The sequence below is a fragment of the Histophilus somni 2336 genome (assembly GCF_000019405.1).
Classification (GTDB): Bacteria; Pseudomonadota; Gammaproteobacteria; order Enterobacterales; family Pasteurellaceae; genus Histophilus; species Histophilus somni.
In genome coordinates this window covers 1,864,717-1,877,354 of the sequence record NC_010519.1, presented here as the reverse complement: position 1 = coordinate 1,877,354, position 12,638 = coordinate 1,864,717, and the positions used below count along the sequence as shown (strand labels likewise).

Genomic DNA, 12,638 nt, shown 5'->3' with positions numbered 1-12,638 from the left:
GCAATGTTACTCCGTAAAGCCTTTAAGTTTGAAATTAGACCGAATGGTGAACAAATCCGTAAAATCAAGCAGTTTTGCGGTTGTTCCCGTTTTGTGTTTAATCGAGCGTTAGCTTGGCAGAACGAGCAATATGAACAAGACAATAATCAAAAATTCAGCTATTCAAAATTAACATCTCTACTTCCGCAATGGAAAAAAGAGCTAATTTGGCTCAAAGAATGCCATTCTCAAGTGTTGCAACAGTCGTTAAAAGACCTTGAAAGTGCGTTCAAAAATTTCTTTCAGAAACATTCAAGTTTCCCAACATTCAAGAAAAAAGGCATAAAAGAGAGCTTTCGTTTTCCGCAAGGCTGCAAAATTCAGCCACAAAACGACCGCTTGTATCTGCCGAAAATCGGTTGGGTTCGCTATCGTAATAGTCGTGAAATTGTGGGCGAAGTGAAAAATGTGACCGTCAGCCAAAAGTGCGGTCGCTTTTTTGTGAGCATTCAAACGGAATTTGAACACGAAATCCCGATGCATAAAGGCGGAGAAATCGGCATTGATATGGGCATTGCACGCTTTGCAACCCTTTCCAATGGCGAATTTTTTGAGCCGATAAATGCGTTTAAAACCTACAAAGGTAAGTTAGCCAAACTGCAAAAACAGCTTAAAAATAAAGTGAAGTTCAGTAAAAACTGGCAAAAACTGAAAGAAAAAATCAGCCGGTTGCATCATAAAATCGCCAACTGCCGAAAAGATTTTTTGCATAAAATCTCAACCCAAATCAGCAAAAACCACGCAATGATCTATGTTGAAGATTTGCAAGTTGCGAATATGTCCAAATCGGCAAAAGGCACAGCGGAAGAACACGGTAAAAACGTGAAACAGAAATCAGGTTTAAACCGTGCGATATTAGATCAGTCTTGGTTTGAGTTCAGACGACAACTGGGCTATAAAACGCAATGGCTTGGCGGATTTTTAGTTGCTGTTCCAGCACAGAATACTAGTCGAACTTGCCCTTGTTGTGGGCATATTGCAAAAGAAAACCGTGAAACTCAAGCTCATTTTAAATGTGTAGAATGTGGCTATACAGAAAATGCCGATGTAGTGGGAGCAATGAATGTTCTCACACGTGGGCAAGCAATAGTCCAAGCATAATAAATATCAGGGTAGGACATACCCGAAGCGTCTATGAAGTGAATCTCAATAGAGATCAGCAGTAGAAACCCACCGAGAGTAGCCCACAGCTTGCTGTGGGAGCTAGTAGGAATCCCCTGCCTTTAGGCGGGGGAGGATGTCAATACATCAAAAAAGGCTAACTCTTTTGCTTGAATTTGTTTTTTAGCATTAGCTTTAATCTCTAAGGCTCTAGCATGGGTTACGCCCTCAGCACATTCAAACGTTCTCCCGTCTTCATAGGTTAGGATTACGCCGTAACGGTGATTTTGTTCTATCTCATTAAGCATAAATACCCCCTTTGTCGTTAATGCGTGCGATAAATAAAGCGTTAGATTTAAGGTTTAATAGATTGCGTGCCTGTTGTTCTGAATTAGCACGTATAGCCAGTTTTAGACGGTTTTTGCCTAAGAATAGGATAAATTTGAATAGCATTTTGATTGTTCTCAATTGTTTAGTTAGTAAGTGATTTGTATCGCCCCTGTTAATAGGGTGCGAAATGGCTTCAACTACCGCAATTGATCGGCTTGCCTTATTCGTGCGGATAAACTCCGCCTTATCTCGACATATAGACCATTTCGCAAAATCGATAGATAGACAACGCCAATTAATAGCGATGTTATTGAAAGGATTTTGAGAAATAAAAAATGCACTTGAATAAGGGTAGTGCCTGCCCTCAATTGTAGTAGTGTCGCCAATACTAACCGCACTTTGATTTTTTAGCAATACTGAAAATTTGATTTTTGTCATGTTTCTGTACCTTTTCAAACTCATTTAGGCTATAATCCATGACGTTCTTTTTAGAACTCCATATTGATTACTTCCTATGAGTTAAGTTAAATTACTTGTGCCCTTGCCATTTGGTTGAGGGCTTTTTTGTTAGGGTTCTTCTATCGTTTTTGCTATCGGCTCAAATCGCTACAAGGCTTAAAAGTGCGGTCTGTATTTCGTCAATATCGTCAATAGAACAGAATAATTTCGTTAGTACTATGTCTAGTATTTTTTCTTGAGATAACTGAACCTCTTGCCCCTCGTCATTAAAAGCTATTACGGGCTTTTTCTCTTTTAACTGAATAATTAAATCTCTTGAGGTTTCTAATGTGTTCTTAATGCCCTCTAAATCGGGCTTAAATGCGTTTTCTTGGTTTGCTTGATAATTTGTATTACTCATCATCTAAATCTCCTTTATAGCTTGAATATTTGGATTTTAACTTGTCGCTTTGCTCGGCTAGTTTGAAAAGTTGAAAGTAAACTTTTTAATGTAGCTTTAAGCGTGGTGATTTCGTTTGATAGGTTGCGATTAGACATAACGCCCCCTTGTATTGATTTGACCAATAAATAAGGCTTGGTTTTTAGAAAGGTTGAGTTGTTGGCGTGCTTCAGCTTCAGATTTAGCACGTATAGAAAGTTTTAGGCGGTTTTCTCCTAATAAAATGAATTTATAAAGCATTTTTGCGGTGTCCTTTGTAATGTTTAAAAGGCTTTCCGCTAGACTTCTCACGGTCGGGCGGTAAAGCGTAAAGGGGTGAGAAACTACGTACAAAGGAACATAGCCAACCGCAAGCGGTTGCCCTTTACGCTCTACCATTGAGAATAGATCTATTGCTAGATTTATTTTAGGTGTGCGTAAATTACGAATAAAAAAACACGCTTGAGGCGTGCTATTCGCCTTTGTATTTTTCAGCTTCTCACGGCTGGCACTTGCTTTGTTCAAGTGCGTGGAAATATTGACATCCTCCCCCGCCTAAAGGCAGGGGATTCCTACTAGCTCCCACAGCAAGCTGTGGGCTACTCTCGGTGGGTTTCTACTGCTGATCTCTATTGAGATTCACTTCATAGACGCTTCGGGTATGTCCTACCCTGATATTTATTATGCTTGGACTATTGCTTGCCCACGTGTGAGAACATTCATTGCTCCCACTACATCGGCATTTTCTGTATAGCCACATTCTACACATTTAAAATGAGCTTGAGTTTCACGGTTTTCTTTTGCAATATGCCCACAACAAGGGCAAGTTCGACTAGTATTCTGTGCTGGAACAGCAACTAAAAATCCGCCAAGCCATTGCGTTTTATAGCCCAGTTGTCGTCTGAACTCAAACCAAGACTGATCTAATATCGCACGGTTTAAACCTGATTTCTGTTTCACGTTTTTACCGTGTTCTTCCGCTGTGCCTTTTGCCGATTTGGACATATTCGCAACTTGCAAATCTTCAACATAGATCATTGCGTGGTTTTTGCTGATTTGGGTTGAGATTTTATGCAAAAAATCTTTTCGGCAGTTGGCGATTTTATGATGCAACCGGCTGATTTTTTCTTTCAGTTTTTGCCAGTTTTTACTGAACTTCACTTTATTTTTAAGCTGTTTTTGCAGTTTGGCTAACTTACCTTTGTAGGTTTTAAACGCATTTATCGGCTCAAAAAATTCGCCATTGGAAAGGGTTGCAAAGCGTGCAATGCCCATATCAATGCCGATTTCTCCGCCTTTATGCATCGGGATTTCGTGTTCAAATTCCGTTTGAATGCTCACAAAAAAGCGACCGCACTTTTGGCTGACGGTCACATTTTTCACTTCGCCCACAATTTCACGACTATTACGATAGCGAACCCAACCGATTTTCGGCAGATACAAGCGGTCGTTTTGTGGCTGAATTTTGCAGCCTTGCGGAAAACGAAAGCTCTCTTTTATGCCTTTTTTCTTGAATGTTGGGAAACTTGAATGTTTCTGAAAGAAATTTTTGAACGCACTTTCAAGGTCTTTTAACGACTGTTGCAACACTTGAGAATGGCATTCTTTGAGCCAAATTAGCTCTTTTTTCCATTGCGGAAGTAGAGATGTTAATTTTGAATAGCTGAATTTTTGATTATTGTCTTGTTCATATTGCTCGTTCTGCCAAGCTAACGCTCGATTAAACACAAAACGGGAACAACCGCAAAACTGCTTGATTTTACGGATTTGTTCACCATTCGGTCTAATTTCAAACTTAAAGGCTTTACGGAGTAACATTGCACAAATTAGAATACAAAGATTGTTATTATTCTACACTTGGTCTATGAAAAAAGAAACAGAGATTAGACGTGGTCGCCACGTTGTTTTTAACTTACACGTTCATTTAGTTTTCGTGACTAAATATCGCAGAGAAGTTTTTACTAAATTTATTCTTGATGACTTAAAAGCGATTTTTGAATCCGTCTGTTCGGATTTTGAAGCAAAATTAGTAGAATTTGATGGCGAAGACGATCACGTTCATTTACTTGTTGAATATCCACCGAAAGTAGCTATATCAAATCTTGTGAACAGTTTAAAAGGCGTTTCAAGCAGAATGATTAGAAAGAAAAACTATCCGAGTATTCGCAAAAAATTATGGGGAAATCAGCTTTGGTCTCCGTCTTATTTTGCAAGTAGTTGCGGTGGTGCACCTATATCTATTATTCGCCAATACATTGAGCAACAACAAACACCTGATTAGTTAGGTTTGAAACGGCTACGCCGTTTGTGCCTTATATCCCCGACCTAAAGGACGGGGCTTTACGGCACTGTCTGGTAAAATTGCACCTTGAGGAAGTTCCTTTTCACCTGAAATATAATACGTAAAAGCAATAAAAATCCAATGAAACAGATAGAGAGAATAAGATAACTTACCTACCCATACGATGGGCTTTAATGATAAGAGAGTTTTTACCCCCCCCCCCCATGAGTTTTGGGAGGAGAAATGAATAAGAAGTGCGGTTAAAATACAAGGTAGGAGTAGAACAATGCCTGGCATTAACGGCATTGATTTATGGTAAAAGAATAGCGTTAAGATAAGTGCAATAAAAATACCGAAACCAACAAAATGATTAGCAGGCTTTACTCTTGGTTTACTTAATGCAAGATAAGATCCGATTAAAAGCTCCGGAAAACGTATGAAAGAAATGTAATAAGTATTACTCCAACCGATTTTGATATAAATTGATTGAGGGATAAATGACGTTAAAATAAAAAGTAAGGTTAAACCTAATACTATAGGTTTAAATACTTGATGAGTTTTAAATTTTTTATAGGCAACAACCAATAAAAGGGGGAAAAATAAATAATATTGCTCTTCAACTGCTAATGACCAAATATGTAAAATGGGATTTTCATTGGCAGATAAGTCAAAATAACCTTGTCGATGAGCTAAATAAAAATTAGACACAAATAGTGCTGCTGAGTTGATAATTCTTCGGAATTGCGAATATTCATAATGAACAAAAAATAACGAAGCAAGCACAGAAGCAATAGCCAGTACTAAAATAAAAACGGGGTAAATTCTTTTAATACGGCGATTATAAAAATCTTTGTAGGAAAAAGTATTATTTTGGATCTCTTGGCTAATAATTGAAGTAATTAAATAGCCGGAAATAACAAAGAAAATATCAACGCCTAAAAAACCGCCTGGTAACCAAGTTGGATTTAGATGAAATAATATGACGGATAAAACAGCAACAGCACGCAGTCCGTCAATTTCAGGTCGATAATAAAGTTTTGACATAATATCCTTTTTTCATGAACAAAAATAGAGTGCTTTATAGCAATTTTTTCTTGATTGTCAAGAAGCGGATTTATCTGAATGGGGAAAAAGTGTTTTATCAAGAAGCAAATCCAATAGGTGAAGTTAATATTAAATACATTGATTCGCAAGATGTCGAAACGAAAGGCATAGGTATTTTAATTCCCAGTAGCTTTGACTATCGTGGTGTAAAAGCGACTAAGGAAAATCAGAGAAAATAATTATAGTATAAAATAGAAAAATTTAAGTTATCTCATTAAGGCTATCATACAATCATTTGATAGCCTTTTTGTTTTATGTAAACTTACGCTTGGGAACAGAGGAAGTTGGGGGATTTGGCAAATTCTATAAAATCATACCCATTATCAAGAAATGTGGAAACTGAAGAGAAAACCAAAACTAAGTATATACATTATGGTGATATTCATCGGGGTATTGCTAATATTTTAAATGATATAAGTGTGTTGCCTAATATTACTGGAGAATATTCAGAACTTTTAAGTTTTGGTGATCTTGTTGTTGCAGATGCTTCTGAAGATTATTACGGTGTTGCAGCTCCGTGTGTAATTAATTGTATTTATGAACAAAATATTGTTGCTGGATTACATACAATAGCAATTCGCCCATATAAGTCCCATCATTTATTTTTATATTATTTATTACATTCTTCAGGCTTTAAAGAGTATTGCAAAAAAGTAGGGACAGGAACAAAAGTTTTTGCGATTACATCAAAAAATTTATTAGGCTTTGAAAGCTTTTTCCCACATTACGAAGAACAACAAAAAATCGGTGCATTTTTCACCGCACTTGATCGCTACATCACCATTCATCAGCGTAAGTGACGTAGCTCTAAATTAACTTAAATTTGATAAAGAACGCATTACAATATCAATATCTCGATTTTCCAATTCTTGAATAATGTGCAAATATGTTTTTTGCGTGGTCGTCATATTTGAATGTCCTAAACGCCTTGCAACACTTGCAATAGATACCCCAGCGAATAGCAACAATGACGCATGAGTATGTCGCAAACCATGTAGTGAAATAATTGGGATATTTGCTTTTTTACAACGCCTAATCAGGATATTATTCACTGTGGAATTAAAAATTTTTTTACGAACAAAAATAGGCTGTTCTTCAGGCTTATTTTTAATTAACTCAGCAAATTGAATAATAGTTTGCCAATCCAAAGGAATTTTTCGTACTGATGAACGATTTTTCGTAGGCTGAAAACCACCACCATCTTTATAATTCCAAGTTTTATTAATTGTCAGTGTTTGATGTGAAAAATCAAAATCTTTTGGTGTTAATGCCAAAGCCTCTGAAAACCGCATCCCTGTTTTAGCAATTAATAAAATAAACCAATCCCAGTTAATTTCTTTGGTTAAATTTAATTGTGTAATTAATGTATGCAGTTCAAATTGATTTAAGTATTTTGTTTTTTTCAAACGAGGTGGGCGACCTTTGATAATGGCTTTTCTTGTGGGATCTCTTGGTAATAACCCTTCATCTACCGCATCAAGAATTGCACCTTTCAGTTGATGATGAAAATCCATCGTGGTCTGCCTTTCGTGATAACAGGCATAATCATTGAGTAATTGTTGATAACTTATGCGATTAAGATCACACAACAAGAGATTTGGAATCAGTTTTTTTAGCCACTCTAATGTCATTAGATACTTTGCCATAGTGACTTTTCTAATAGCCCCCTCTTTGTACATATGAATCCAGCGTGAATAGTATTGATAAAACAGCTCTTTATTTGAATTTACTTCGTTCATAATATATCTCCTTTGTATGTATTACTTACGCTGATGAATGGTGATGTAGCGATCAAGTGCGGTGAAAAATGTACCGATTTTTTGTTGTTCTTGGGGTTGGGGGATACTAATTGGCATTTCAACAAAAAGAGAATCTTTGATAGCAACACGATCTGCTCTTGCACCATTATCTCCATTTTCTTTCATAAACTTATGCCAAATTGAAGTTTCAAAGAAAATTTCTAAAAAATTCTGCTCTACATTTGTTACTCGAAAAATATAATAAAGTGGCGACATTACGCCTGTTCTTCCTAATTTATTACGTTTTATTGGTCCCACAGGTGCTAAATTTGAAATACGTGGGTTGTATACAAAATCATCATTTTGAACAATGTAATAACTATCTAAATTAGCTGAATTTGAAATATCTTTATCAAAAAAATCTCGTTGATTAATAATGCCGAACTCTGCTGAGTTTGTGAAAGTTTCGGTATATTGATTGTTAGTATTTTTTTCAGTTACTTTTTTAGATATTTCTTTTAACTTCCTCTGTTCCCAAGCGTGAGTTTTTTTCTCAAAAGTGCGGTAACATTATGCAAAATTTTATAAAAAAAGAGGCTTTTGCCTCTTTTATCTCTTTCCTTGTTATGGAAGTTCAACTCCCAATAATTTTAACTGTTCGTTGATTTCTTTTTCTAATTGTGCAATTTCTTGATTATCTTGCTGAAGTTGTTTTAACACCTCGTTAATATTGATTTCCTCCTCTGCTTCAAAAGTGTCTACATAGCGAGGAATGTTGAGGTTATAGTCATTCTCAATGATCTCTTCAAGAGAAGCGACATAAGCGTATTTATCCACATTTTGACGAGCTTGGTAAGTGTCAATAATTTTTTGGACATGCTCGTCTGTTAAGCGGTTTTGATTTTTTCCCTTGTCAAAATCTTGGCTGGCATCAATAAACAAAATATCTTTATTTTTACGATTCTTTTTAAAAACCAAAATCGTGGTTGGGATACTTGTGCCGTAGAATAAATTCGCCGGCAAACCAATCACAGCGTCTAAATAGTTTCCTTGTGCATTGCTGGTGTTATCGCCAATCAATGCCTTACGGATTTTACCTTCTGCCGCACCACGGAAAAGTACACCATGCGGCAATACAATCGCCATCGTGCCATGCTCGCCTAAGTGATATAGACTATGCAAAATAAAGGCATAATCGGCTTTTGAAGCAGGTGCCAAAGCACCAAAAGGTTGAAAACGGGCATCTTTTAATTTACGCTCGTGATTGTCCCACTTGGCGGAATACGGCGGATTTGCCACCACAGCATCAAAACGACATAAAGGTTGGTCAATCCCTTGTGCATCAAGTCCTTCAGGCCAGTCACTTTCTAAGGTATCAGCATTGGATAGCGTCATATTTTTATAGGATACGCCATGCATCATCAAATTCATGCGTGCCAAGTTATACGTTGTGGTGTTCAGCTCTTGCCCATAATATTTAATGGGTTTCGATTGTGGCAATTCATTACCTACCGTCAATAATAACGAACCCGATCCCATTGTTGGGTCGTAAACAAGGAAAGTCTCTTGATTATCTGCCACATCCAGCGTTACTAATTTCGCTAAAATTTTTGAAACTTGGTGCGGTGTATAAAATTCCCCGCCTTTTTTGCCTGCATTGGCGGCAAATTGCCCGATCAAATATTCATAAATTTCACCAAGAATATCTCGACCGTCATCATCTTTGTATTCAATCTCGTCCACCAATTTCACAATATTGCCTAAAGATTTCGCACGTTCATTGGTAGAATTGCCCAAATGAGAAGCTCCTAAGTTCAAATCATTAAACACACCACGGAAATCTAGCACCGCATCTTCATTTAAATTGGCGTTTTGGTTGAAGTTATCAAATAAGGCTTGATAATCACTTGGCATCACTTCGGCATTGTAAATTTTCCGCATTAATGAATCCCAAGTATCTTCGGGATTAATGGCATAACCAAGACTGGCTGAAATATCTTGCAAATAATCTTGTAATTCCTCACCTGTGGCTTGCGTTAAATAAGCGTCATTCACACTTTGCGAAGGCTCTATGTCCAAAATATGATTATCGACCAAATATAGTTCTTGGTGTTTGGATAAATAACGATAAAACATAAAGGCAAGAATATAGTTTTTATATTCTGAAGCGTCCATCGTGCCACGCAGCTCATTTGCCATTGCCCAAAGTTTACCGGTAATTGTTTGTACATTGCTCATATTTAATTCCTTTATTAAAAAATTCTGTATTTATGACCGCACTTTAAATTAGTTTATTCGGCTTGTTCGTAATAATAAGATTGTTCAATCCCTTTCAAGAAAATCTCACGATCGTCAATGCGATCCGTTAACGCATTTTGTAATAAAAAGCGAATTTCCAAATCGTTCACGGGGCTACGCTCCATCGCTTGTAAATACAACTTTTTATCCACTTTCTGCCAATTCACCACTTTTTTTAGGTTTTTCTTAAAAATCAAATCCAACCAAATACGTGTAGAACGACCATTTCCTTCTAAAAAGGGATGGATAATATTCATTTCAATATATTTTTCAATAATTTGCTCAAAGGTTGATTCAGGCATTTTTTCCACCGCACTTAACGCCGGTTTTAAATAAAGTGCGTTGGCAAAACGAAAATGTCCTTTAGAAATATTTAATTCACGAATTTCGCCTGCAAAATCATAAAGCCCTTGAAATAAATAACGATGAATATCTTGCAAGCCTTTCGTCGTCCCGACTTCTAAGCGATGAATATCGCCTGAATCATAAAGTCGATAGGCATTTTCTTTGCTTAACCGATCAATTTCTTGTGTATATTCAATGGAATAGCTCATCTTTGCCCCTTATTAAACAAACATCTGTTGCAACAACGATTTTTTCAATTTTTGCATATTTTCCAACTTACGCTGATGAATGGTGATGTAGCGATCAAGTGCGGTGAAAAATGCACCGATTTTTTGTTGTTCTTGGATTTGAGAATAAAATAATCTCAAATCTGAAAAGTCGGAAAAACTGATACTTCTTCCATCTCTAATCCCATAAGTAACTGTTTCCAGTTTTTTTATAAAACTTGAACTGGTAAAGATAAGTTTCCAGAAGTTAGAAGAATGATTTTCTTTTTTCTTAAAATCAATGATGGTATAAGCTGGAGACGTGATTCCTTCTATATCTGACCATGCAAACCCACCTTGAAAAGAACGCAAATGAATAACAAATTGTCCTGGGCTTACTCTTTTATAAGTTTGTGTACTTTTTTGATCATATTTAATATCAATACCAATATCATCACGTCTAATCATTCCAAATTCTTGGGAGGCTGATAATACGGGTAAGTGAGGGAACCCCTTTTCTGAAACGCTAATAAAGATTTCTTTTGCCTTCCTCTGTTCCCAAGCGTAAGTAAATTCGGGAAAACGAATCTCCGGAAATTCTTGATCATTTTTCGGAAACATTTTTTGCAACAATGATTTTTTCAATTTTTGTATATTTTCCAACTTACGCTGATGAATGGTGATGTAGCGATCAAGTGCGGTGAAAAATGCACCGATTTTTTGTTGTTCTTCGTAATGTGGGAAAAAGCTTTCAAAGCCTAATAAATTTTTTGATGTAATCGCAAAAACTTTTGTTCCTGTCCCTACTTTTTTGCAATACTCTTTAAAGCCTGAAGAATGTAATAAATAATATAAAAATAAATGATGGGACTTATATGGGCGAATTGCTATTGTATGTAATCCAGCAACAATATTTTGTTCATAAATACAATTAATTACACACGGAGCTGCAACACCGTAATAATCTTCAGAAGCATCTGCAACAACAAGATCACCAAAACTTAAAAGTTCTGAATATTCTCCAGTAATATTAGGCAACACACTTATATCATTTAAAATATTAGCAATACCCCGATGAATATCACCATAATGTATATACTTAGTTTTGGTTTTCTCTTCAGTTTCCACATTTCTTGATAATGGGTATGATTTTATAGAATTTGCCAAATCCCCCAACTTCCTCTGTTCCCAAGCGTGAGTAAATTCGGGGAATCGTAATTTCGGTACAAGTTTCTTTTCGTTATTCATTTTGTTTTTCTATCCTTTTCAAAAAATATAAGATGTGATACTATCAGCACCAATATGACTGACGCCTCTGCTTTTGCACGCGTCAGTTCTCATTTCTTGTCTTTAATATTTTTCCAAATTTCTAATTCTTCCCAGTCTTTTGGTAATCCTATGTCATGCACTGAAACCGCCTTATTTTTAGGTTCAGGGAATGTGTTTAGTAATTGATATAACCGCTCATTCCAAGTGGATTTAGGGTTAATTATTGTCAATAACTTTTGCATCATACACAAGTACATGAAGATACGATATTGATTTATTGAACTCAGTTCTTCTAGTGGTGCCGATGTATTAATGATATTTAAATTCCACAAACGACTATGGTGAGCACAAACATTACGAATAAAGTTTAAACTTTTTAGCCATTGTTCAAATGTTTTTCCGTCTTTAACGCCATATTTTGCGGCAATCGTATTTTTATCGTTATACCGTAACCCTGAAAATAACTGGGATAACAAGCCAAAATCCCAAACTTCCGCAGAAACCCAAATAGGCAATACGCCGGCATATTGTTCATTGTAATGCTTAATAGCATCTCGGTTCCTAGCTCGTTTAATAAGCTGATTATGCTTATCTTTCCATTTGGAATATTTATCCCCTTTTGCAATAAAATTAGGATGTAAATAACAAACTTTTTTTCCTGTATCCTGATCTATTTGATAAGGCTCAATATGTGCCAGTGGATGTAATTTACCCAATAAATGTACCACATCATTTCTAACTGCCATTTCAATACGTTCTAGTGCATCTAACGCTAAAAAACGTAACTGTTTATCAAAAATATAAAGGGCTAAAATATCTGAAAAGCAAGTTCCTGTTTTAAACTCATCTAGTAATATAGTTTTTTGTTCTTTTTGGGAATTTTGCTCATCTTTTTGCTTAAATGGATACCAGTATCCACTTAATCGGTAATATCCTATATTTTTTAAATAATGTAATGTACGTTGTTGATTTTCAACATCCATTTTTCGAATGCTCAATAACTTAAGTAAGTCATCATAATCTTTCCAAGATTTGATTTTTCTTTCCAT

At 36.0% G+C, this 12,638-nt stretch carries 13 protein-coding genes and 3 pseudogenes; 4 read left to right on the top strand and 12 right to left on the bottom strand.

What is annotated here, in order from left to right:
• Positions 1-3: 3 nt before the first annotated feature.
• Complete coding sequence (locus HSM_RS08385; protein WP_012340754.1) at positions 4-1,140, top strand: RNA-guided endonuclease InsQ/TnpB family protein; 1,137 nt, start codon at positions 4-6, stop codon at positions 1,138-1,140.
• 122 nt (positions 1,141-1,262) lie between these two features.
• On the opposite strand, the gene HSM_RS08380 is transcribed toward HSM_RS08385, so the two are convergent.
• The 5 genes from HSM_RS08380 to HSM_RS08360 form a co-directional block, all read right to left on the bottom strand.
• A complete protein-coding gene (locus tag HSM_RS08380) occupies positions 1,263-1,448 on the bottom strand; it encodes a hypothetical protein (protein ID WP_012340759.1) in 186 nt (61 codons plus the stop codon).
• Positions 1,441-1,908, bottom strand: coding sequence for a hypothetical protein (locus HSM_RS08375; RefSeq protein WP_256692738.1), 468 nt, complete (start codon positions 1,906-1,908; stop codon positions 1,441-1,443). The genes HSM_RS08380 and HSM_RS08375 overlap by 8 nt, the downstream gene beginning before the upstream one ends.
• Before the next feature lie 160 nt (positions 1,909-2,068).
• A complete protein-coding gene (locus tag HSM_RS08370; RefSeq protein WP_011608684.1) occupies positions 2,069-2,329 on the bottom strand; it encodes a hypothetical protein in 261 nt (86 codons plus the stop codon).
• A gap of 129 nt (positions 2,330-2,458) precedes the next feature.
• Positions 2,459-2,872: an ash family protein gene (locus HSM_RS08365; protein WP_052292876.1), complete on the bottom strand. Its 414-nt coding sequence runs from the start codon at positions 2,870-2,872 to the stop codon at positions 2,459-2,461.
• Positions 2,873-3,028: 156 nt separating this feature from the next.
• Positions 3,029-4,165, bottom strand: coding sequence for an RNA-guided endonuclease InsQ/TnpB family protein (locus tag HSM_RS08360; protein ID WP_012340754.1), 1,137 nt, complete (start codon positions 4,163-4,165; stop codon positions 3,029-3,031).
• Between the two features lie 46 nt (positions 4,166-4,211).
• Here HSM_RS08360 and tnpA point away from each other — a divergent pair, with 46 nt between their 5' ends.
• On the top strand, positions 4,212-4,628 hold the full coding sequence (gene tnpA, locus HSM_RS08355; protein WP_012340753.1) for an IS200/IS605 family transposase: 417 nt from the start codon (positions 4,212-4,214) through the stop codon (positions 4,626-4,628).
• Between the two features lie 15 nt (positions 4,629-4,643).
• On the opposite strand, the gene HSM_RS08350 is transcribed toward tnpA, so the two are convergent.
• Positions 4,644-5,672, bottom strand: a complete 1,029-nt coding sequence (locus tag HSM_RS08350; protein WP_012340752.1) for an acyltransferase family protein — start codon at positions 5,670-5,672, stop codon at positions 4,644-4,646.
• A 40-nt stretch (positions 5,673-5,712) separates the two neighbouring features.
• Between HSM_RS08350 and pyrG the strand changes: the two are divergent.
• A pseudogene (gene pyrG, locus HSM_RS10875) lies at positions 5,713-5,884 on the top strand (CTP synthetase); the annotation flags it as partial.
• 129 nt (positions 5,885-6,013) lie between these two features.
• A pseudogene (locus tag HSM_RS08345) lies at positions 6,014-6,532 on the top strand (restriction endonuclease subunit S); the annotation flags it as partial.
• Positions 6,533-6,544: 12 nt separating this feature from the next.
• On the opposite strand, the gene HSM_RS08340 reads toward HSM_RS08345, so the two are convergent.
• The 6 genes and pseudogenes from HSM_RS08340 to HSM_RS08315 form a co-directional block, all read right to left on the bottom strand.
• Positions 6,545-7,471 carry a site-specific integrase gene (locus HSM_RS08340; RefSeq protein ID WP_012340749.1) on the bottom strand — a complete coding sequence of 309 codons (927 nt, stop codon included), beginning with the start codon at positions 7,469-7,471 and terminating at the stop codon, positions 6,545-6,547.
• Between the two features lie 21 nt (positions 7,472-7,492).
• Positions 7,493-7,996: pseudogene (locus tag HSM_RS08335) on the bottom strand (restriction endonuclease subunit S); the annotation flags it as partial.
• Between the two features lie 99 nt (positions 7,997-8,095).
• Positions 8,096-9,709 (bottom strand): type I restriction-modification system subunit M, encoded by a 1,614-nt coding sequence (locus HSM_RS08330; RefSeq protein ID WP_012340747.1) that lies wholly within the window; start codon positions 9,707-9,709, stop codon positions 8,096-8,098.
• Positions 9,710-9,762: 53 nt separating this feature from the next.
• Complete coding sequence (gene fic, locus HSM_RS08325) at positions 9,763-10,323, bottom strand: protein adenylyltransferase Fic (RefSeq protein WP_012340746.1); 561 nt, start codon at positions 10,321-10,323, stop codon at positions 9,763-9,765.
• 12 nt (positions 10,324-10,335) lie between these two features.
• Complete coding sequence (locus HSM_RS10870) at positions 10,336-11,568, bottom strand: restriction endonuclease subunit S (RefSeq protein ID WP_012340745.1); 1,233 nt, start codon at positions 11,566-11,568, stop codon at positions 10,336-10,338.
• 89 nt (positions 11,569-11,657) lie between these two features.
• The gene (locus HSM_RS08315; RefSeq protein WP_012340744.1) at positions 11,658-12,638 is read right to left on the bottom strand and encodes an Abi family protein; all 981 of its coding nucleotides are present in this window, start codon (positions 12,636-12,638) and stop codon (positions 11,658-11,660) included.

Excerpts from the sequence above, each read along its gene's own strand:
- HSM_RS08340 (WP_012340749.1), bottom strand. The coding sequence starts at position 7,471 with ATGAACGAAGTAAATTCAAATAAAGAGCTGTTTTATCAATACTATTCA.
- HSM_RS08370 (WP_011608684.1), bottom strand. The coding sequence starts at position 2,329 with ATGAGTAATACAAATTATCAAGCAAACCAAGAAAACGCATTTAAGCCC.
- HSM_RS08330 (WP_012340747.1), bottom strand. The coding sequence starts at position 9,709 with ATGAGCAATGTACAAACAATTACCGGTAAACTTTGGGCAATGGCAAAT.
- tnpA (WP_012340753.1), top strand. The coding sequence starts at position 4,212 with ATGAAAAAAGAAACAGAGATTAGACGTGGTCGCCACGTTGTTTTTAAC.
- fic (WP_012340746.1), bottom strand. The coding sequence starts at position 10,323 with ATGAGCTATTCCATTGAATATACACAAGAAATTGATCGGTTAAGCAAA.
- HSM_RS08375 (WP_256692738.1), bottom strand. The coding sequence starts at position 1,908 with ATGACAAAAATCAAATTTTCAGTATTGCTAAAAAATCAAAGTGCGGTT.
- HSM_RS08380 (WP_012340759.1), bottom strand. The coding sequence starts at position 1,448 with ATGCTTAATGAGATAGAACAAAATCACCGTTACGGCGTAATCCTAACC.
- HSM_RS08360 (WP_012340754.1), bottom strand. The coding sequence starts at position 4,165 with ATGTTACTCCGTAAAGCCTTTAAGTTTGAAATTAGACCGAATGGTGAA.
- HSM_RS08315 (WP_012340744.1), bottom strand. The coding sequence starts at position 12,638 with ATGGAAAGAAAAATCAAATCTTGGAAAGATTATGATGACTTACTTAAG.
- HSM_RS10870 (WP_012340745.1), bottom strand. The coding sequence starts at position 11,568 with ATGAATAACGAAAAGAAACTTGTACCGAAATTACGATTCCCCGAATTT.
- HSM_RS08385 (WP_012340754.1), top strand. The coding sequence starts at position 4 with ATGTTACTCCGTAAAGCCTTTAAGTTTGAAATTAGACCGAATGGTGAA.
- HSM_RS08350 (WP_012340752.1), bottom strand. The coding sequence starts at position 5,672 with ATGTCAAAACTTTATTATCGACCTGAAATTGACGGACTGCGTGCTGTT.